This window comes from Altericroceibacterium indicum (assembly GCF_009828105.1).
GTDB lineage: Bacteria > Pseudomonadota > Alphaproteobacteria > Sphingomonadales > Sphingomonadaceae > Altericroceibacterium > Altericroceibacterium indicum.
The window spans coordinates 492704-513117 of the sequence record NZ_WTYQ01000001.1; the positions used below are offsets into that span (position 1 = coordinate 492704).

Consider the following 20414-nt stretch of genomic DNA (forward strand, 5'->3'; position numbering starts at 1 on the left):
CTTGCTGACCAATCGAAATGGTCTGCGGAGAGATATAACAGGAGGGGAGTTGATGAATATTCGGTGCTTTACGGGGCTTGCTGCCCTATGTCTGACGGCAGGTCTGTATGCGCCGGCGATGGCACAAGGCGCGCCAGCCTTCACGCCTAAAAGTGATGAATTGCCGCCCATTATCGATGTACATTTTCATGCCGGGATCGAGAGCTTTCCAGGCTTGCCGCCCATGTGTCCGAATGCTTCGCAATTCCTCGCTTCCGATCCTGATGATGGGCCGGAAGCGCCGATTGGCTGGTCGGACGAAGATTGTTCTCCGCGACTTTATCCATCCAAACCGGGTGAATATCTCAGCGATATGATTGCGGAGATGGAGCGGCTGAATGTTAAAGCGGTCGTGTTTGGCAAGCCGGATGATGTAAAGAAATGGGTTGAAGCGGCGCCTAACAGAGTTATTCCGGGGACGAGTTTCGATATCGGTCCGAATGTCGATAAAGCGCAGCAATTGAAAATGCTGGAAATGGCCTTCACCCAAGATGGCTTCAAAGTCATGGGGGAAATCGGCCTGCAATATGCGGGTATGTCACCCAGTGATATGAGCGTGGACGACTATTTTGCGCTCGCTGAAAAGCTCGATATTCCTGTAGCGATCCATATGGGGACTGGCGGATCGGGCCGGGCCAATATCGGTACGCCGACCTATCGCGCATCGATGGGCGACCCGCTCAAGCTGGAAGATTTGCTGGCACGCCATCCAAAGCTGCGGGTGCAGGTCATGCATGCAGGATATCCGATGATCGACAATATGCTCGCCATGCTGGGTGCGAACAGCCATGTCTATGTCGATATTGCAGGTTTGATCTGGAGCTACCCGCTCGAAGAAGTGAACCGCTATATTGAGCGTCTCGTAGATGCTGGTTTTGAAGACCGTGTGATGTTTGGCACCGATCAGATGATGTGGCCTAAACTCATGTCCTATTCGATCAGCATTATTCAGAACGCTGACTATCTCACCCCGCAGCAAAAGCGAGATATTCTCTACAATAATGCCGCGCGCTTTCTGCGGATCGACAAAGAGAAGAAGTAAGAGATCAGGCCAACCGGTCGAGGATATCGCGGGCGAATTGGCTGAGCGTGTCATCGCGCGCGCCCATCACCACGATGCGATCGCCCGGTTTAGCTATGGCTGCAATATGCTGACCGCATTCCTCGCGCGAAGGAATGTACGCAGCATCGCCGCCAGCGCTCTTAATAAGCTGGACGATTCTTTCACTTCCTTCGGAACGGTCCACCGTACCGCCGAAGTAAACCGGGTCGCACAGAATTGTTCTGTCTTCACTCCCGAGTAGATGGGCGAAAACCTGAGCCAATTCGTGTCCCATTTGCTTGAGTGGGCCATAGCCGTGGGGCTGAAAAAAGGCGATCACGCGCCCTTCCTGCTGTTTCAAAGTGCGCAAGGTGGCCGCGCATTTTTCAGGATTATGGCCGAAATCATCAATCACCGTAATGTTCGACGCGCTGGTTCCGATGATATCGAAACGACGGGCGAGGCCCGTAAAGCTCGCCAGAGCACTGGTCGCTTCGCCGGGGTCGATGCCCGCCTGAACCGCTGCGGCCACCGCCGCCAAGGCATTGGAGAGATTGTGCTGCCCCGGCATTTTAACATGTAGCGGATAACCCGTGTCACTGCGCCGATCGACCATCAGTGCAGAAATGCCAGTGGCGCTCTGTTCGATTGTGCCCGGTTCAATACCAATATCAGCTTCGGGGTTGGTGATGCCGAAAGATAGAACAGCCGGCAATTTTTCGCCCAGATAGCGGGCCTCGTCATTGTCCCAATTGACCGCAGCTTTTTCACCCGCCTTGATGAAATTACCAAACAAAACACGTAATTGTTCGATACTCTTGTGATCGAGACTGACGTTCAGCAGCAGCGAAACGGCTGGCTTGTAAAGTGCAATCGAGCCATCACTTTCATCCACTTCGCTGACAAATACGCCGCTCTGGCCGACACGGGCACTAGCAAAGGGGACGTCGGGCGAAGTGAAGTTCTTCATCACCGCACCGTTCATGATCGTCGGGTCCTGTTCGCAGGAATAGAGGATCCATCCCAGCATTCCGGTGACGGTCGATTTGCCGGAAGTGCCGCCCACAGCAATGTTGCAAGGCGCTGCATTGAAGAGTGTGGAGAGCAATTCGGCGCGGCTCATCCGTTGGCAGCCAAGCTCTGTCGCGCGAATGACTTCCGGCACAGTGTCTTCCACCGCAGCGGAGGCAACCAGCACCTGATCGGCTGAGTGGATACCGCTGCCATCTTGTGGAAAGAGCGAAAAACCTTGTTCTTTCAGCCAGTTGAACTTGGCAGGTGTGCGGCCTTGATCGTAACTGCGATCAGACCCGGCCACTTGCGCACCCTGTCCTTTGAGGATCATGGCCAGCGGCAGCATTCCCGAACCGCCAATGCCACAAAAGAACCAGGGGTGAGATGCGAGCGCGGCGCCGGTTTTAGTCGTCATATTCCAAGGCCTAGGGGCTTTGAGGTAAGCGATCAATACACACTTCATGGGTGACGAGAGCAATTTGCCGGATTAGGCAGTATGTATGAAGCGAATTGCTATTTGTGCGCCTGCAACGCCTATAACCCGCGATGAGGCGGGCTGGGCCTATGCCTTTGCGAAAGCTGCATTTCCTGACGTGGAGCTGCTGTTTCACGAGCAATGCTATGCCGAGGAAGGCCATTTTGCTGGCTCGGATGCGGTGCGGCTGGCGGCTTTGCTGGAATGTGCCAATGATCCTTCCAGCGATGCTGTTTGGTTTGCTCGCGGCGGCTATGGCGGTAATCGGATTGCGGCGTTGGCGGTGGATCAGCTCCACGGTTCGGCTAAGTCCAAGACTTATTTGGGGTATTCTGACAGCGGCTACCTTCTGGCCGCGCTTTATCGGGCGGGGATAGGCACGCCTGTGCATGGTCCCATGGTCATTGATGGCAGCAGTAGCGGGAACACAGAAGCACTCAGCAGGTCCTTAAGCTATCTTATAGGGGACAGAAGCGGGCTTGAGTCGAGCCTGGATGATCGGCCAACGGTTGCCTTTAATCTGATGACGCTGGCGATGATTTGCGGCACTGAATTGATGCCTGATCTTTCCGGCCATGTGGTCATGGTGGAGGAAGTTTCGGAATATCTTTATGCGGTGGACCGGTTGCTGTTCCATGTGACGCAGCACCTCCATGGCATCGCCGGATTGCGCCTTGGGCGAGTGTCGGGTGTACCTGAAAATGTCCGTCCCTTTGGCGCTACACCTGAGCAGATGGCGCGTTATTGGTGCGGGCGCGAAGGCATTCCTTTTCTGGGAATGGCTGACATCGGGCATGACCAAGCCAACAAAATCGTGCCATTCGGCCTTGCAGGACGGGCGTCGTGCTCATAATCCGCCCCCAATATTAGGAGATTATCATGCGGGCATTCGTATTTCCGGGGCAAGGAAGCCAGAAAGTCGGCATGGGCGCCGATCTTGCCCAAGCCAGCGCCTTTGCGCGCGAAGTGTTCGAAGAAGTGGATGAGGCTCTTTCGCAGAACCTCTCTAAAATCATGCGCGAAGGTTCGGAAGAGGAACTGACCCTTACCGAAAATGCGCAGCCTGCGATTATGGCCAATGCCATTGCCACTTTGCGCGTTCTGGAAAAAGAATGCGGTGTGTTGCTGGCCGATAAGGGCGATTGCGTCGCCGGGCATTCTCTCGGTGAATATACGGCGCTGTGTGCTGTGGGTGCGTTCTCTTTGAGCGATACGGCCAGGCTGCTTAAGCTGCGTGGTCAGGCGATGCAGGCCGCTGTGCCGGTGGGTGAAGGTGCCATGGCGGCGCTTCTGGGGGCTGACATCGAAAAGGCGACTGCATTGGCCGAAGCTGCGGCTGAAGGCCAGCTCTGTCAGATCGCCAATGACAATGATCCGGGGCAGGTGGTTCTGTCCGGCCACCGCGAAGCGATTGAGCGCGCCGTTGCCATGGTGAAGGATCACGGGATCAAGCGCGGCGTGCTGCTGCCGGTTTCCGCACCTTTCCATTGCGAATTGATGAAGCCTGCTGCCGATGCGATGGCTGAGGCGCTGGAAAAGACCCCGCCGCAACCTCTGCGCCTGCCGGTCTATTCCAATGTCACCGCTACGCTCACCAGCGACCCTGCGATTGAGCGTGATTTGCTGGTTGAGCAGGTTTGCGGACGGGTGCGCTGGCGCGAAAGTGTGATCGCCATGCAGGCAGCGGATGTGAATGAGTTTATTGAACTTGGCGGCAAGGTGCTTGGGCCGATGATTGGTCGCACCGCGAAAGATGTAACAATTACCAGCGTCGTAACGATGGAACAGATCGAAGCGCTGGCAAAGGAGATTGGTTGATGTTTGATCTTACTGGCATGACTGCCCTTGTAACCGGCGCCAGTGGCGGCATCGGTTCATCCATCGCTCGTAGCCTTGCAGCACAGGGTGCGCGGCTGGCGCTGTCTGGCTCCAATGCTGACAAATTGCGTGCCTTCCGTGAGGAGCTGAATGATGAATTTGGCCATGACCACGTCGAGATCACCTGCAACCTATCCGATTCAGAACAGGTTGATGGACTGGTTCCAGCGGCGGTCGATACGCTCGGCAAGCTCGATATTCTGGTGAACAATGCTGGCATCACGCGCGATAATCTGGCGATGCGGATGAAGGATGAAGAATTTGATGCTGTCATCAAGATTAACCTTGAAGCCGCTTTCCGCCTGATGCGCGCGGCGACCCGCCCGATGATGAAAGCGCGCTTTGGCCGCATGATCAACATCACCAGTGTGGTGGGGGCAACCGGCAATCCGGGTCAGGCCAATTACGCCGCGGCCAAGGCAGGGCTTGTGGGCATGTCCAAATCCTTGGCGCAGGAACTGGCTGCGCGTGGGATTACGGTGAACTGCGTGGCTCCGGGCTTTATCCGCACCGCGATGACTGATGTTCTGCCAGATGCACAGAAAGAAGCGCTGAACGCCCGCATTCCGATGGGGCGCATGGGCGAAGGCGATGATATTGGCGCCGCTGTTGCCTATCTCGCATCGAAAGAAGCGGGTTACATGACCGGCCAGACACTGCATGTGAACGGCGGCATGGCCATGTTTGCCTGAGGCTTTGAGCCTTGGATTTGCTATTTGCTGACAAGGGGCCGGGCAGAAATAACGAGCTTTTGCCCGGTTTTATCCCCAGTTTCGCGTCGCGCCTTACGGTTCACCCTTGCCGCGCGAAGCACTGGCGGTAAGAATTACAGGCGAACTATCCGGCGTTCACACGCGATTCCGCTAAGGGGCGCATGAGGGGAATGAGAGTATTATGAAGGCCACCATCGAACGCGCGACGCTGCTTCGCTGTCTGTCTCACGTCCAGTCGGTGGTGGAGCGGCGCAACACGATCCCTATTCTGTCCAATGTGCTGATTGAAGCGGACAGCAGTGGGATGCTCAAGATCATGGCAACCGATCTTGATCTTCAGGTCGTGGAAAGCCTCTCCGCCGTTTCGGTTGAGACGGCCGGTGCGATTACTGTTTCGGCGCATCTCCTGTTTGATATTGCCCGCAAGCTGCCCGATGGCAGCCAGGTGAGCATGGAAACGGCTGATAACCGCATGACGGTGAAGGCCGGGCGCAGCCGTTTCTCGCTGCCCACGCTCCCACGCGATGATTTCCCGACCATCGTGGAAGGTGATCTGCCAACCAGCTTCGAGCTTCCAGCGAAGAAGCTTGCCGAACTGATTGACCGCACGCGCTTTGCCATCTCGACCGAAGAAACCCGTTACTATCTGAACGGCATTTTCCTTCACGTCGCAGAAGATGAAGAACCTGTGCTGAAAGCTGCGGCCACCGATGGTCACCGCCTTGCGCGCTTCACTCTGCCACGCCCCGAAGGCGCAGAGGGAATGCCCGACGTGATCGTGCCGCGCAAAGCTGTGGCAGAACTGCGCAAACTGCTTGAAGAAGCACTCGACGGTAATGTGGCCATCGAATTGTCGGCCAGCAAGATCCGCTTCTCCATGGGCGGGGAAGGCGGCGTTGTGCTGACGTCCAAGCTGATTGACGGCACATTCCCCGATTACAGCCGCGTTATCCCAACCGGTAACGACAAATTGCTGAAAGTCGATCCGCGCAGCCTCTATGACGGTGTGGACCGTGTGGCGACCATCGCCACCGAAAAGACCCGTGCTGTAAAGATGGGCCTCGATCAGGACCGGGTGACGCTCTCTGTCTCCTCACCTGACAACGGCACGGCCGCTGAAGAAGTGCCGGCGGATTATTCAGCCGAAGGCTTCGAAATCGGCTTCAATGCCAATTATCTCAAAGACATTCTCGGCCAGATCGAAGGGGACAGCGTTGAGCTGCATCTCGCTGATCCGGGCGCGCCGACACTGATCCGTCAGAATGATAAGAGCCAGGCACTCTATGTTCTGATGCCAATGCGTGTCTGATGAACAGGTAGGCAGGCTTTTGCCCTGCCGATTGCAAAAGCCTTGCGGCTTTCCTCGCTGACTTTGGCAGTGGGCTGCTCGGCTTTTGCACTATTGGGCTGGGAACGGCGTAATTTGACGGCATCTGCTGTGATAGGGGAAAACGGAAGCGCTTTTTCCTGATCGGGATGGGGCACTGGACTCGTTTTTGTGGTTTTGTGCTCTCAAACAGGCGAGGCATCATCGCCACATTTCACTCAACCATTCTTTGCAATCAGGATATTTGTCTTACCGCAATGCGGTTTGCGCATTTGTATCTATTTACCCCTTTACAACGTCCCTCTGTGCAGTGGTCTGCATAGAGGCTTTACGCATGATACCAATTAATCAAAATAGCGGGGTTTTTCTGCTCAGAAATTAAGCTTTCGTAGTGCACTGGGTTGAGGTTTCAGGCGCAAAACTTTTACGCAAAAAAACGGTTGAAAAAACTAAATTTTGTGCCTTCATTCAGTAATTTGGCATTGTTAATGCGCTGGAGCTGAAGATGTGTACCGTGGGACCTTTTGCGACAGGTATCTGCATAGTCTTTTAAGCAAATATCAGTTAACCTTTTTTCAAAGATACTGGTCCAGTTGAGCCATATGGCATTCAGCGCGGCACATGAGAAAAATCAGCATGATGATGCTGCACCCGCAATAGAATTGGGGCGTGATATGCGCCCCGCAAGCCTTAAGGCCGTTCCTGCCGAAATGGCAGACACGCAGAGCATAGATTCCCCGGATGAGGGCGTCCCCTCTCCGGGTATTGACCGCCGCCGTAACCGGAGCCGTCAATCGGCTTCCAGTCCGATGACGGGCCTTCTCAAAAGATCTTGGGTGCCACGTACCTGGCCTATTGTTGTCGGTATTATGTCAGCAACAGTCCTTGTCGCGATGTTGATGACCGGGTCTTTCCCGCCAAAGGCTGCACTCATCCCTTTAGGCCTGGCTCTGCTCACCGGCGCAGGTATGCAACTTGCATTTGTTGCAATTGGGGAAGGCAATGGGCGGTGGTTCGCGAAATATTCAGCCATCGCCCTGACAATCGTTCTGCCCAACTTGCTTTACGGCTTGGGAATGACGGTTTGGGTAACAGGGGGCATGCTGACCTGGCCAGTGGTGATCACAGCCATTGTATGCGTCGGCACCTCTGCCTCCATATGTCTGAGGCGATTTCCGGCACTTATCTTCGTTGTATCGGCATCCCTTTGGTTGCCGGTGATCATGGCATTTCCAACCTGGTCAGCCTTTTGCGCTTTGTTTCTGGCCATGGTGACCACTTTGATCGTCGCGCGCCGCCAGATCCGTATAGACCGGCAGGAAGCAAACCAGGTCGCAGCAGTAGACCGTTTGCGTCAGCGCGCGCAGGACATTCTGACCGATTACGAAGACACAGGACAGGGCTGGTTCTGGGAAACTGACCGGCGCGGCCAATTCACCTATATTTCAGAGCCTGTTTCGCAGATGCTTGGCTATGATGCTGATGATCTGATCGGCCGCCCGCTGACTGAAATTTTTGATCTTGGCGATCATTCGCGCACCGGGGAACGGACCTTGATGTTCCATCTGGCGGCGCGTTCATCCTTTCAGGAACTTCCGGTTCGCGCGGCGATCCTTGGGGAAGAACGCTGGTGGTCGGTAAGTGGCCGGCCGAGTTTTGATGAATATAATAATTTCACCGGTTTTAGAGGGTCCGGAACAGACCTCACCGAAAAACAGCGCAATCAGCAATGGGCGGCAAGGCTGGCGCATTACGATTCGCTTACCGGCCTTGCCAATCGTTTGCAGATATCTCAATCGCTCAACAAGATTTTGGCGATGCCAATCGAAGCGGATCGATGCTGCACCCTGATGCTGCTTGATCTCGACCGGTTCAAACAGGTGAATGATACGCTGGGGCATCCCGCTGGCGACGAACTCTTGAAGCAGGTTGCGCAAAGGCTTGAGAATGGCGCAGGCCGGGTGGGGCAGGTGGGCCGTATCGGGGGCGATGAATTCGCGGTTATCATTCCGGGCCAGGTCCCTAAGGAAAGCGCGGTGACACTGGCCAAGGAAATAATACGATCGATCAGCCAACCCTATATGATTGATGGGCAGCGCGTGGTCATTGGTACGTCCATCGGTATTGCAACCTCACCAACCGATGCTGTGGCCCGCGAAGGTCTGGTGCGCAATGCCGATCTGGCGCTTTATGCGGCCAAGGGGGCAGGGCGGTGTAACTATTACTTTTACGCTCCCAACCTCCACACGGAAGCCAAAGAGCGCCGTGCGCTTGAGATGGATTTGCGTGCGGCGATTACCTCAGGCGATCTGCAATTGCATTATCAACCGATCGTAGCAGTAGCGACAGAAGAAATTACCGGGTTTGAGGCATTGTTGCGCTGGAAGCACCATGAGCGTGGCTGGATTTCTCCGGATACATTTGTTCCATTGGCGGAAGATAAGGGCCTGATTTCATTGATTGGCGATTGGGCATTGAAAGCGGCATGTCACGACCTTGCCAAATGGCCTGAACATATTCGCGTGGCGGTTAACATCTCCCAATTGCAATTCGCCAACCCTCATCTTCCCGCTATTGTTGCCAATACCTTAGCCCAGACTGGCATTGATCCCTCACGTCTTGAACTGGAAATTACCGAAAGCGTCTTTCTGAATGATAATGGCGGCGCCACCGCCATGTTCGCTTCGCTCAAGCGCCTAGGTGTGCGGCTGGTTCTGGATGACTTTGGGACAGGGTATTCCTCGCTCGGCCATATTCAGCGCGCGCCTTTTGACAGGATCAAAATTGATCGGAACTTCCTGCGTGAAGCCACGCAAGAAGGGAGCCGCAACGGTGCGATCATTGCCGCGATCACCAGTCTTGGGGCGGCTCTCGATATGGAAACGACCGCAGAGGGGGTGGAAACCTTTGAGGAGCTTGAGCTCATCCGAATGCATGGCTGCAGCCATGTGCAAGGCTTCATCTATGAACCCGCGCTAGATCGTGAGGCGGCGACAGCGCGTCTCGCCTCCGGACTGACCGCTGTGGTTCAGGGGGACAATGCCCACAAATCCAAGCCTCACCGGAATGTTTGCCGGGTCGTGCTCGAAAATGGTGGTCAGCGTTATAATGCAACATTGCGTAATCTCTCTCGCAGTGGGGCATTGATAGAGGGGTTGTGGAATGTGCCGCCCCAAACGACCTTCACTTTGTATTTTTCCGAGGGTGTTGGCGTGAAGGTGACGTCACGATGGTGCCAGGAGGATATGATCGGCGTGGAATTTGCCACCCACATCAATATCGGTGCAGACGGCAAGCCCATCATCAGTGGTGCAGCGGTGAATGTCCCCAGAGGGGCCCCTGCGATGCAGGTTGCGGGCTGAAATACACACCGGGAAATCGTGCGTAACCTCCCGTGGAGTGCATTTGCTATGCTGACAGCGGCGGCAGGGCAAGCTAGAGGGCCGGGATGACCGAACTTTCGCTGATCCGTAACTTTTCGATTATCGCCCATATTGACCATGGGAAAAGCACCCTTGCCGATCGCTTGATTCAAGTGACCGGGGGCATGACCGAGCGTGAGCTTAAGGAGCAGGTGCTCGATAATATGGATATTGAGCGTGAGCGCGGGATCACGATCAAAGCACAGACCGTGCGGCTCGATTACACCGCATCTGATGGCAAGACCTATGAGCTGAACCTCATGGATACACCGGGCCATGTCGATTTCGCCTATGAAGTGTCGCGCAGCCTTGCTGCTTGTGAAGGCGCTTTGCTGGTGGTCGATGCGGCGCAGGGCGTGGAAGCGCAGACGCTTGCCAATGTCTATCAGTCGATCGAACATGACCATGAGATCGTGCCGGTCATCAATAAGATCGATCTGCCTGCGGCTGAACCTGAAAAGGTGAAGGCCGAAATCGAAGAGGTGATCGGGCTTGATGCAAGCGATGCGGTGATGACATCAGCCAAATCAGGCATTGGCATCGAAGAAGTGCTCGAAGCCATTGTGCAGCGCATTCCGCCACCTCAGGGTGACCGCGACAAGCCCTTGAAAGCTATGCTGGTGGATAGCTGGTATGATCCCTATCTGGGTGTGGTCATTCTCGTCCGCGTGATGGATGGGGTGATGAAGAAGGGCCAGCAAATCAAATTCATGCAAGGCGGCACGGTTCATCTGGTGGACCGGGTTGGCTGTATGCGCCCGAAAATCGAGCAATTACCGGAACTCGGACCGGGTGAGATTGGCTTTATCACCGCACAGATCAAGGAAGTGGAGCAGGCCAAGGTTGGTGACACGATCACGCTCGCCAAGGGCGGAGCGACTGAAGCGCTGCCGGGCTATAAAGAAGTGCAATCTGTGGTTTTCTGCGGGCTGTTTCCGGTTGATGCTGCGGATTTCGAGAAGCTTCGGGAATCGATCGGCAAGCTTCGCCTCAACGACGCCAGCTTTACCTTCGAAATGGAAAATTCAGCGGCCCTCGGCTTCGGCTTCCGCTGCGGTTTCCTGGGGCTGCTCCATCTAGAAATCATTCAGGAGCGCCTGACGCGCGAATATGATCTCGATCTGATCACCACGGCTCCGTCCGTTGTCTATCGCTTGACGATGACAGATGGCAGCACGCAGGAATTGCACAATCCTGCTGATATGCCCGATCCGGTGAAGATCGATACTATGGAAGAACCGTGGATCAAGGCCACGATCTATACGCCGGACGAGCACTTGGGCAGTATTTTGAAGCTGTGCCAGGATCGCCGGGGCATCCAGCTTGATCTCACCTATGTCGGTGGGCGCGCTCAGGTGGTTTATGAATTGCCGCTCAATGAAGTGGTGTTCGACTTTTATGATCGGTTGAAGAGCATTTCACGCGGCTATGCCAGCTTCGATTATGAACAGATTGGCCTGCGCGAAGGCGATCTGGTGATGATGAACATTTTGGTGAACAACGAGCCAGTCGATGCCTTGAGCATGGTGGTGCATCGCAGTCAGGCCGATCCGCGTGGCCGCGCGCTGTGTGAGCGGCTGAAGGATCTGATCCCCCGGCACATGTTCAAGATCCCCATTCAGGCTGCGATTGGCGCAAAGGTTATTGCCCGTGAAACCATCAGCGCTATGCGTAAGGATGTGACCGCGAAATGCTATGGTGGCGATATTTCGCGTAAGAAGAAACTGCTGGAGAAGCAGAAAGAAGGTAAGAAGCGGATGCGCGAATATGGCAATGTGTCTATTCCGCAAGAAGCCTTCATTGCCGCTTTACGGATGGGTGACGAGTAAGCTGCCACACAGATTTCACCTGTCTAGCTGGCTGCTTATCAGTCAGGTTACGAGCTAAAAAAACGGGGCCGATTGGCCCCGTTTTATTTGGTCAAGCAAATTTGCGGCGGCGTTGCCAGAAGAACAAGCCAGCGAGTGCGGCGCCGAAGAGAACTAGTGTGCCGGGTTCTGGAACGGGTGTGCCCCCGCCTGAAGAGGAACTGCTGGTGGAGGAAGAGCTGCTGCTCGATGTGGATGTTGAGCTGCTGCTGCTGCTGCCACTTGGTGGGATGTATCCGCCGGTGTAAGTACCGATGTGGAATTCACCATTCTGCTGGAGGTTGCCGAATACAGCCGAACCTTGAATATAGTTCGAAGTCGCTGCCGTGGCTTCGGGAGCCAATACAGAACCGCCCCAAGCCGTGCTGAGCGAAAGGGTCTTTGCTTCGTAGAAATTCCAGATGACGTGCTCCCCCAGATTGTTGGTGCCGCCGAGGAAATTATCATTGAGATTGATATTCGCGCCGGAAACATTGACCACCACAGTATCCGCGCCGTTCAAATTGAATTGAATTTCGCCAATCTTGTCGAGGTCACCAGAGCTGATGTTGAACACAGCCACACCGTCAGCATTCGGCTTCGCATTGAACGTACCGCGGTTTCCGCTAATGCCAAGCGTGCTGTTGGCAGGTTCAGTGCTCATCGAATAGGACAGATTTCCCATCGATGTTTCGATCAGGCTCTTTTGCTGCGTCAGGTTCTGCATAAAAGCAGGGTCTGAAGACGCCAGATCTGACTTCACTGTATTGCTGTTGACGTTGGTATTGCTGATCTTGCCGCCGACGAGAACAGTTTGCGGAGCACCATTGAGGTTGAATCCACTGTTCACATTACCACCAACAACCGCACCGGACCCATTGTTCAGGTTCTTATGGTTGCCAGTGACATTGCCCACCACCGTAAGGCCGGGCGTATCAGTAGGGGATGCTGGCAGCGGGCGGATGTTATAATTTGACGAATTGCCGGTGAGATTGCCGCCGACAAAGGTGCGTCCTTCCACTTCGGAAGAGGAATTGAGGTTGCCCAACACCACCAGGTTCCATGTCTTCAGCACATCCACACCGGAAATCAGTGAGGAAGATGATGCCATGGCTGGCGTTACGGCTAGGCTCAGAGCGAGTGCCGCAAGCGGCATGGCGGTGTGACGAAACTTGAACACGGACGGCAACCTCTTTCGGTGAAACTGAATGTGATGCTGTTCTAGCGGACGAACTTCTGAAATAGCACATACGGTTTGAATACGTTTCATTTCGAAACGATTAATGGTGAACCAAATGGTCTTTAATTCTCGTGTGTAGTACACGCAATATTTCATACCCCATGAAAAACAGTGGTTAAGATAGTTAACTTTTGGCTAGTTCTTGACGGGGTGCATTAACCAAGAAATTCAGCTGCTGAAATCGGCACCAATATTGTTGAGAGAAAAGAGCTTTTTGGAGCAATCATGATGCAGGAATCGCCTAGTGGTATGCCGGGGATAGTGCTGCCTGGGCGAACCGGATAAGCTGATTTTCGGCTTCCTCGCCACTATTGGCAAAAACGCCTTCTCGTCTCAATCGGCTCCGTGGCGGCGGACCAAGTGATGCGCTGGCTATGAAACGCAGGCGTGCCATCAGTTCGTGAGGTGCCAGATGCTGGCAATATGGCAGGGCAAGCTGATAGATTTTGGCGGCCAGGCTTGTCATTTCCTGTGTCAGTTTCTCGCTCAATACGCCATTCTCGCGTGATACAATCTCATCAATGACTGACAAGGCACGTCCTGTCGGGGTGAAGGCTGCTGGAAAAAGCAGGGGTGCCAGCCAGCGGCGGATCAGAAGCTCGAACCCTCCTTCACCAGAAGGCAGGGGGGCATCAAGGCTCCGCCATGCTTCGCGCATCGGAGCGATATTATCTTCGCACAGCCTCTCAAGCAGGCCCGCAACACCGCCAAAATGATAGGTGATGAGCGCCGAGTTCAATCCTGCCAAATCGCCAATACGGCGAATGGTTAGCGATTGGACGCCTTGCTCAATCACAATCCGCTCTGCTGCTTCAAGAAGCTTGGTCTTGGTTTTGTGGCTCACGTTTTCATCGTGCTGTTGCTAAATTTAATCACTTGCATAAATTTCTCATATCGGAGATTTCTGTGCGTGCAAAGCGCGTTTATAAGCGCAAACCAAGAGGAAAGCTGAAATGGCCATGACGAAGACGTCCGAGATTGAAGAAACGGCGCGGCAGACGCGCACGATGATCCGCTATCTTGCCCCTGGTGACTTTGTAACACGGCGTTATGTTTCCCAAGGTGAAGAAATGAACACCGGCGAATATGCCGATTATGAGATGATTATTCGCGATGGGATGCCGATTCGCGATCATTTCGAATTGGATCACCATGGCTTCATGCTGGCTTCTTCACCTACCGGGGTCAGTGATTTTCACGATAAGGATGAAGTGTCCGCCAAATACGAGCGCGAAACGGAAGAAGCCATCAAGCGGCTCACCGGCGCAGACAAGGTGGTTGCACGAGGGTGGATGATCCGCACGTCACTCGACCTCAGTGAACACATCAAGAAAAAGCAGGCAAACTATCAGCATACGGGCGGTATTCAGCCGCCGGCCGGGGAAGCGCATATTGATTTCAATCCCCACACGGCCCGTATGGTGGCTGAAAAGACCTATCAGGAAAACTTCCCTGATGGTCCGGGCTTCAAGCGCTTTATTGCGACGAGTTTCTGGCGGACATTCTCCCCCGGCCCGCAGGATGTACCTTTGGCCGTTTGTGACGGCGCTTCTGCACCGCTTGGAAATGAAGCATCCAACACCTTGTTTATCGTAGATGAATTTCCTGAGGGCGATGCTCTGACCGCTCCGGTCGACGGAGAGGGTGAGATGATCGCCGCGACCATCTTTCGACACGATCCGAATCACCGCTGGTGGTATTTTTCGAATATGAACGTTGATGATGTGCTGTTCTTCAAATTCTATGATTCTGATCAGAACACCACCTGGCGTTGCCCACATACGGCCTTTGTCGATTCCAGTTTTGCCGATGCAAAGCCGCGTGAAAGTATCGAGCTGCGGTCGATCGCATTTTTCGAATGATAGAACTCTGCCGTCTTTTACGGGGTGGTTTGGTTAGGTCGAATGCGCAGTTCAGGCATTTTGAGGCAAAAAGCGGTGAGCTGCGCAACTTCACTTGGCGTTCATCCAGAGGCTGGCTATAGGCTCTATCATGTCATCGCCGACCACGAAAAATCGTTCGCTCATTCGCCCCGTGATGCTGGCTACGGCCACGCTGGCGACACTCCTCACTGCAGCATGTGGCGGGGGGCAGAAGCGTGAGGAAATGGCCTATGTCGCTCGCGATGTAGATTCGCTCTACACTGCGGCCAAGGATCGCCTCGATCAGGGCAATGCCAAGATGGCAGCGGCTCTGTTCGATGAAGTCGAGCGACAGCATCCCTATTCGCCATGGGCGCGGCGGGCGCAGTTGATGAGCGCTTTCAGCTATTATGTGGCGCGCGATTACAACAAAGCCATCCAGTCAGCGCAGCGTTTTCTGTCGATTCATCCGGGCAATAAGGATGCGCCTTACGCTTATTATCTGATTGCCTTGTCCTATTATGAGCAGATCAGCGATGTTGAGCGGGATCAGAAAATCACCGAACAGGCGCTCACAGCCCTGACAGAGGTGGAAAGACGTTTCCCGGACAGCCCTTATGCGGCAGATGCCCGCTTGAAGACTGATCTGGTTTACGATCACCTTGCGGGCAAGGAAATGGAGATCGGGCGCTTCTATGAACGCTCCGGCCGTTGGTTGGCTGCGGAAATTCGTTTCCAGAACGTGATCAAGAAATATGATCAGACAAGCCATACTCCTGAAGCATTGTTCCGTTTGACGGAAACCAATCTTGCTCTTGGTATCCCGAGTGAAGCGAAGAAATATGCTGCGGTGCTGGGGGCTAATTACCCTGGCAGCAAATGGTATGAGCGAGCCTATTCGCTGATGGAAAGCAAGGCTCCACAAGTCGCGGCCAATTGAGCCTGACACGACAAAGCAGCCTACGGGCTGCTTTTTTGTTTGTACGTCAAGATTCGTGATGGAGTATCGGTGCGGATCATTTCAAGAACATTTATCGCGCAAAGTGCTGAGAACAGGTGACGCGGGGCTTCACTTGGGCTAATTGCCAATATCGATGCTAACCGCACTGACCATTCGCAACATTGTCCTCATCGAGGCGCTTGAATTGTCTTTCGGGCCGGGATTGGGCGTGCTCACCGGGGAAACCGGGGCGGGCAAGTCAATTCTGCTCGATGCTGTCGGGCTGATCCTTGGTAATCGCGCGGATAGCGGGCTTGTTCGGGCAGGAGAGGATCAGGCCAGCGTTACCGCCAGCTTTGATTTTTCCGCTTTGCCAGATGCGATTCACAAGGCGCTTATCGACGCTGAAATCGATCTGGAAGCGGGCGAACCGCTGATTATTCGCCGCCGGGTCAAGGCTGATGGCGGCTCCAAGGCGTTCATCAACGACCAGCCTGTGGGTGTTGCTCTGCTGCGCGAGATTGCGCCTGCTTTGGTAGAGCTTCACGGTCAGCATGATGATCGGGGCCTGGTTAACGCCAAGGGGCACCGCGCTTTGCTGGATCGCTATGCGCTGGTTGATCTGGCCGAAATCGAAGCTGCATGGAAAGCATGGCGAGCGGCGGAAAACCGTCTGGCAGATGCGCGCGCGGCGATTGAACAGGCCAAGGCTGAAGAAGATTTGCTCGGCGCGCATCTGGCAGAGCTGGAAGCGTTAGATCCGCAAGTGGGTGAGGAGGAAGAACTCGCGCTTGCCCGCGCTGATATGCAGAAGGGTGAAAAGCTCGCCGGTGATCTCGAAGATTTGCGCCATCTGTGGGACGGTTCCGATTCGGCTCTGGCGATTTTGCGCAGTTCTGCGCGGCGGCTGGACCGGATCGCGTCCGAACATGCTTTGCTTGCCGAAGCCCTGGCCGCGCTTGATCGGGCCGTGATTGAAGCAGGCGAAGCGGAAGAAAAGCTCGAAGCGGCGGCGCAGGCTTTGCAATTTGAGCCAACCGAGCTGGACCGGATCGAAACGCGCCTGTTTGAAATGCGTGCGCTGGCCCGCAAACATGGTTGTCAGCCTGATCTTTTACCAGCGCGCCTTGCTGAAATGCGCAAAGCGCTTGCGTCGATTGAAGGCAGCGAAGCAGAAATCTCTCAACTTGAACAGGTGGCGCGAGCTGCGGGCGAGCTTTACCGCACCTTGGCTGAAAAGCTCCACGCTCAACGTGTTGAAGCGGCAGAGCGGCTGGATAAGGCTGTTGCTGCTGAACTGGCCCCTCTTAAGCTCGATGCCGCACGTTTCCGCACTGCAGTCACGGCATTGCCAGAGGACCGCTGGGGGCCGCTGGGGATGGATGCGGCGGAATTTATGATTGCCACCAATCCGGGGGCTGACTTTGCGCCTTTGGCCAAGATCGCCAGTGGTGGTGAGTTGTCGCGCTTTATCCTCGCGTTGAAAGTGGCGCTGGCGGAGCAGGGCGGGGCGGCTACGGTGATCTTTGATGAAATCGACCGAGGTGTTGGCGGCGCGGTGGCTTCAGCCATTGGTGAAAGGTTGGCGCGCCTTGCCAGCAGTGGGCAATTGCTGGCCGTTACGCATAGCCCGCAGGTCGCAGCGCGTGGCAAGATGCATTATATGATCGCCAAAAGCTCTGAGGGTACTGTGACCCGAACGGGTGTCGCACTACTCAGCGATGCGGGCCGTCAGGAAGAAATCGCGCGGATGTTATCTGGCGCAGAAATTACCGAAGAAGCGCGTGCGCAGGCGGACAGGTTACTGGAAGCAGTCTGAATTTGCGCAGCATTTTTGCCGCCGCAGCAAGATCATGTGAATGGACGCGGCTGACCTCTGGCATGGTCGCTCATTTCGCGCCATAGGAAGCCGATGCCTCAGGATATTGACCCTTTTAGCGAAGCCGAAGCCGCCAATGAATTGATGCGGCTTGCGCGCCAGATCGCCAAGCATAACCGTCTCTATCATGCCGAAGACGCGCCTGAGATCACGGATCAGGAATATGACGCGCTGATCCGGCGTAATGCTGAGCTTGAAGAGGCCTTTCCGCATCTCATTCGGCCGGATTCACCATCCAAAGTCGTCGGCCATGACATCACCGCATCGCCATTGTCCAAGGTAACGCATGAAGTGCGTATGATGAGCCTCGACAATGCGTTCAATGACGAAGAGGTGGCGGATTTTGTGGCTCGGGTGCGGCGTTTCCTGCGCATCGCATCAGATGAGCCCTTAAGCTTTACGGCAGAGGACAAGATCGATGGCTTGTCCTGTTCGCTGCGTTATGAGCAGGGCAGGCTGGTGCTCGCCGCGACGCGCGGGGATGGGCAGGTGGGTGAAAATGTCACTGCCAATGTCGCGCATATTGCTGATATTCCGCAGGAATTGTCCGGCGATAGCTTCCCCGATGTGTTCGAAGTGCGGGGTGAAGTTTATATGGATAAACAATCCTTTGCGGCGCTTAATGAAGATTTGCTCGAGGAGGCTCGAGCCAAGGCTGAGCTGAAGGGTGAGGCTTTCGACCCAGCTATCGCGCGACAGTTTGCCAATCCGCGCAATGCCGCTGCCGGATCTTTGCGGCAGAAGGATGCCAGCGTTACCGCCAAACGATCCTTGCGGTTTTGGGCACATGGTTGGGGCGCGGTGAGCGAGGGCGGCATTCCCAGTGATACGCAATGGGGCGTGATGCAGCGACTGGCGCAATGGGGCCTGCCCATTTCGCCCGATCTCAAACTTTGCGACACCACAGAGGAGATGCTGGCGCATTATCGCGGCATCGCTGAACGGCGGGCTGAGCTGGGTTATGACATTGACGGGGTGGTCTATAAGGTCAACCGGCTTGATTATCAGCAGCGGTTGGGCTTTGTCGCCAAGGCTCCGCGCTGGGCAATGGCGCATAAATTCCCAGCAGAAAAAGCGCAGACCACGCTGGAAGCGATCGACATTCAGGTCGGGCGGACGGGGAAACTGACCCCGGTTGGCAGGCTGGCTCCAGTGCTGGTGGGCGGGGTGACGGTCACCAATGTCACGCTGCATAATCGCGATGAAATTGGCCGGTTGGGTGTTCGCCCCGGGGACCGGGTGGTGATCCAGCGGGCGGGCGATGTTATCCCGCAAGTGGTTGAAAATTTGAGCCGGGATGATGGTCGCCCAGCTTTCCAATTCCCCGATCATTGCCCAGAATGTGGCAGTGAGGCAGTGGCGGAGGAAGGCGAAGTGGATGTGCGCTGCACAGGGGGCCTCATCTGTCCGGCACAGCGAACCGAGCGGCTGGAGCATTTCGTCAGCCGGGGTGCGCTCGACATTGAAGGCCTGGGCGAAAAGACTATCGCGCAATTCTTCGCACTGGGTTGGCTGGAAAGCCCGGCCGATATTTTCCGGCTACGGAAACGTCGCAAGGATATCCTGGAGCTGGAAGGCTGGCAGGAAAAGTCTGTGGATAATCTGTTGGCCTCTGTGGAAGCCAAGCGTTCACCTGATGCGGCAAAACTGTTGTTTGGCTTGGGAATCCGGCATGTTGGTGTCGTCACTGCGCGTGATCTGATGAAGGGACTGGAAGATATCCACAGGCTGCCGGAAAAAGCGGCCGAATTGCATCGTTACTTTGAAGAGAGCCCCCGCGCTGAAGGGGAGTCTGACAATAAGTTCCGTGAACGGTTGACCGACAAGGTGAAGCAGATCCTGGAGGTCCGGGCTGACGGGATTGGCCTTGCAGTAGGTGAAGCCCTGGCTGATTTCTTCCATGAACCGCATAATATGGCGGTTTGGAACGATCTGATGGCCGAACTTGATCCTCCGCTGTATGTAGTGGAAACCAAGGACAGCCAAGTGGCGGGCAAAACCGTGGTGTTCACTGGCAAGCTTGAAACCATGAGCCGCGATGAAGCCAAGGCTCAGGCCGAGGCGCTAGGGGCCAAGGCAGCAGGGTCTGTCAGTGCGAAGACCGATCTTGTGGTCGCCGGACCCAATGCAGGTTCCAAGCTCAAGAAGGCTGAGGAATTGGGCATCGAAGTGATTGATGAGGCGGCTTGGGCGGAAATCGTCAAAGCGGCGGGGTAGGCGCGAAGCGATGGCAGGAATGGCTTCGCGCCTGTGCCGTTATGCCGTCAGGCTTTTTGGCGGCGTACGGAAGCTCACCGCCATGCGGTTATAGGCCCCCATCAGGCCGATTGCCATGGTCAGATCGACGACTTCCTTGTCATCAAATTCCTCCCTCACATTGTCATAGGCTTCATCGGGCACATGCGTGTCACCGGCATAGGTGACGATTTCGGCCCATTCGAGTGCTGCCTGTTCACGCGATGAAAACAGGCCTTCCATTTCATCCCAGACAGACACCAGATTGATCTTGTTTTGTGGCATTCCCTCTTCGATCAGGGCGCTGCAATGCGTGTCGATGCAATAGGCGCATCCATTGATCTGGCTGACGCGGAGATAGACCAGCTCAATGAGAATGCGGGGCAGGCCGCATTTTGAAATATAATTGTGAACCCCAGCCATGGCCTTCATGCCTTCTGGCGATATTTGGTGATATTTGAGTCTCGGCTGCATTGGGCTTTTCCTTTGGCTATTACGAAA

At 55.1% G+C, this 20414-nt stretch carries 15 protein-coding genes; 11 read left to right on the forward strand and 4 right to left on the reverse strand.

From position 1 onward, the window contains the following. Positions 1-52 precede the first annotated feature (52 nt). Entirely contained in the window at positions 53-1081 is a 1029-nt protein-coding gene (locus GRI39_RS02505) for an amidohydrolase family protein (RefSeq protein WP_211371405.1), read from the forward strand. Positions 1082-1085: 4 nt separating this feature from the next. Here GRI39_RS02505 and GRI39_RS02510 read toward each other — a convergent pair whose 3' ends face one another. Further along, positions 1086-2510 carry a glutamate ligase domain-containing protein gene (locus GRI39_RS02510; RefSeq protein WP_160738102.1) on the reverse strand — a complete coding sequence of 475 codons (1425 nt, stop codon included), beginning with the start codon at positions 2508-2510 and terminating at the stop codon, positions 1086-1088. Between the two features lie 85 nt (positions 2511-2595). Here GRI39_RS02510 and GRI39_RS02515 point away from each other — a divergent pair, with 85 nt between their 5' ends. The 6 genes from GRI39_RS02515 to lepA all read left to right on the forward strand — a co-directional run bounded on the left by GRI39_RS02515 (position 2596) and on the right by lepA (position 11739). Then, positions 2596-3423 carry an LD-carboxypeptidase gene (locus GRI39_RS02515; RefSeq protein ID WP_160738103.1) on the forward strand — a complete coding sequence of 276 codons (828 nt, stop codon included), beginning with the start codon at positions 2596-2598 and terminating at the stop codon, positions 3421-3423. A gap of 26 nt (positions 3424-3449) precedes the next feature. Next, positions 3450-4388, forward strand: coding sequence for an ACP S-malonyltransferase (gene fabD, locus GRI39_RS02520; protein WP_160738104.1), 939 nt, complete (start codon positions 3450-3452; stop codon positions 4386-4388). Next, the gene (fabG, locus tag GRI39_RS02525) at positions 4388-5140 is read left to right on the forward strand and encodes a 3-oxoacyl-[acyl-carrier-protein] reductase (RefSeq protein WP_160738105.1); all 753 of its coding nucleotides are present in this window, start codon (positions 4388-4390) and stop codon (positions 5138-5140) included. Before fabD ends, fabG begins: the two co-directional genes overlap by 1 nt. Before the next feature lie 202 nt (positions 5141-5342). Next, entirely contained in the window at positions 5343-6470 is a 1128-nt protein-coding gene (gene dnaN / locus GRI39_RS02530) for a DNA polymerase III subunit beta (RefSeq protein ID WP_160738106.1), read from the forward strand. Between the two features lie 620 nt (positions 6471-7090). Then, positions 7091-9850: a putative bifunctional diguanylate cyclase/phosphodiesterase gene (locus GRI39_RS02535; protein ID WP_246204883.1), complete on the forward strand. Its 2760-nt coding sequence runs from the start codon at positions 7091-7093 to the stop codon at positions 9848-9850. Positions 9851-9936: 86 nt separating this feature from the next. Beyond that, positions 9937-11739, forward strand: a complete 1803-nt coding sequence (gene lepA / locus GRI39_RS02540; protein ID WP_160738107.1) for a translation elongation factor 4 — start codon at positions 9937-9939, stop codon at positions 11737-11739. Positions 11740-11830: 91 nt separating this feature from the next. Here lepA and GRI39_RS02545 read toward each other — a convergent pair whose 3' ends face one another. Beyond that, positions 11831-12913 (reverse strand): choice-of-anchor A family protein, encoded by a 1083-nt coding sequence (locus GRI39_RS02545; RefSeq protein ID WP_160738586.1) that lies wholly within the window; start codon positions 12911-12913, stop codon positions 11831-11833. A 325-nt stretch (positions 12914-13238) separates the two neighbouring features. After that, a complete protein-coding gene (locus GRI39_RS02550; RefSeq protein WP_160738108.1) occupies positions 13239-13841 on the reverse strand; it encodes a TetR family transcriptional regulator in 603 nt (200 codons plus the stop codon). Between the two features lie 115 nt (positions 13842-13956). Here GRI39_RS02550 and GRI39_RS02555 point away from each other — a divergent pair, with 115 nt between their 5' ends. From GRI39_RS02555 to ligA, 4 genes are all read left to right on the forward strand, one after another. After that, the gene (locus tag GRI39_RS02555) at positions 13957-14859 is read left to right on the forward strand and encodes a CmcJ/NvfI family oxidoreductase (protein ID WP_246204833.1); all 903 of its coding nucleotides are present in this window, start codon (positions 13957-13959) and stop codon (positions 14857-14859) included. Between the two features lie 130 nt (positions 14860-14989). Next, positions 14990-15799, forward strand: coding sequence for an outer membrane protein assembly factor BamD (locus GRI39_RS02560; RefSeq protein WP_160738110.1), 810 nt, complete (start codon positions 14990-14992; stop codon positions 15797-15799). Positions 15800-15953: 154 nt separating this feature from the next. After that, a complete protein-coding gene (recN, locus tag GRI39_RS02565; RefSeq protein ID WP_160738111.1) occupies positions 15954-17618 on the forward strand; it encodes a DNA repair protein RecN in 1665 nt (554 codons plus the stop codon). Between the two features lie 93 nt (positions 17619-17711). After that, a complete protein-coding gene (ligA, locus tag GRI39_RS02570; protein WP_160738112.1) occupies positions 17712-19895 on the forward strand; it encodes an NAD-dependent DNA ligase LigA in 2184 nt (727 codons plus the stop codon). Between the two features lie 39 nt (positions 19896-19934). On the opposite strand, the gene GRI39_RS02575 is transcribed toward ligA, so the two are convergent. After that, positions 19935-20387, reverse strand: coding sequence for a carboxymuconolactone decarboxylase family protein (locus tag GRI39_RS02575; RefSeq protein WP_160738113.1), 453 nt, complete (start codon positions 20385-20387; stop codon positions 19935-19937). Positions 20388-20414: the final 27 nt, after the last annotated feature.

Excerpts from the sequence above, each read along its gene's own strand:
- lepA (WP_160738107.1), top strand. The coding sequence starts at position 9,937 with ATGACCGAACTTTCGCTGATCCGTAACTTTTCGATTATCGCCCATATT.
- ligA (WP_160738112.1), top strand. The coding sequence starts at position 17,712 with ATGCCTCAGGATATTGACCCTTTTAGCGAAGCCGAAGCCGCCAATGAA.
- GRI39_RS02560 (WP_160738110.1), top strand. The coding sequence starts at position 14,990 with ATGTCATCGCCGACCACGAAAAATCGTTCGCTCATTCGCCCCGTGATG.
- GRI39_RS02515 (WP_160738103.1), top strand. The coding sequence starts at position 2,596 with ATGAAGCGAATTGCTATTTGTGCGCCTGCAACGCCTATAACCCGCGAT.
- GRI39_RS02505 (WP_211371405.1), top strand. The coding sequence starts at position 53 with ATGAATATTCGGTGCTTTACGGGGCTTGCTGCCCTATGTCTGACGGCA.
- GRI39_RS02545 (WP_160738586.1), bottom strand. The coding sequence starts at position 12,913 with ATGCCGCTTGCGGCACTCGCTCTGAGCCTAGCCGTAACGCCAGCCATG.
- recN (WP_160738111.1), top strand. The coding sequence starts at position 15,954 with ATGCTAACCGCACTGACCATTCGCAACATTGTCCTCATCGAGGCGCTT.
- dnaN (WP_160738106.1), top strand. The coding sequence starts at position 5,343 with ATGAAGGCCACCATCGAACGCGCGACGCTGCTTCGCTGTCTGTCTCAC.
- fabD (WP_160738104.1), top strand. The coding sequence starts at position 3,450 with ATGCGGGCATTCGTATTTCCGGGGCAAGGAAGCCAGAAAGTCGGCATG.
- fabG (WP_160738105.1), top strand. The coding sequence starts at position 4,388 with ATGTTTGATCTTACTGGCATGACTGCCCTTGTAACCGGCGCCAGTGGC.
- GRI39_RS02510 (WP_160738102.1), bottom strand. The coding sequence starts at position 2,510 with ATGACGACTAAAACCGGCGCCGCGCTCGCATCTCACCCCTGGTTCTTT.
- GRI39_RS02555 (WP_246204833.1), top strand. The coding sequence starts at position 13,957 with ATGACGAAGACGTCCGAGATTGAAGAAACGGCGCGGCAGACGCGCACG.
- GRI39_RS02575 (WP_160738113.1), bottom strand. The coding sequence starts at position 20,387 with ATGCAGCCGAGACTCAAATATCACCAAATATCGCCAGAAGGCATGAAG.
- GRI39_RS02535 (WP_246204883.1), top strand. The coding sequence starts at position 7,091 with ATGGCATTCAGCGCGGCACATGAGAAAAATCAGCATGATGATGCTGCA.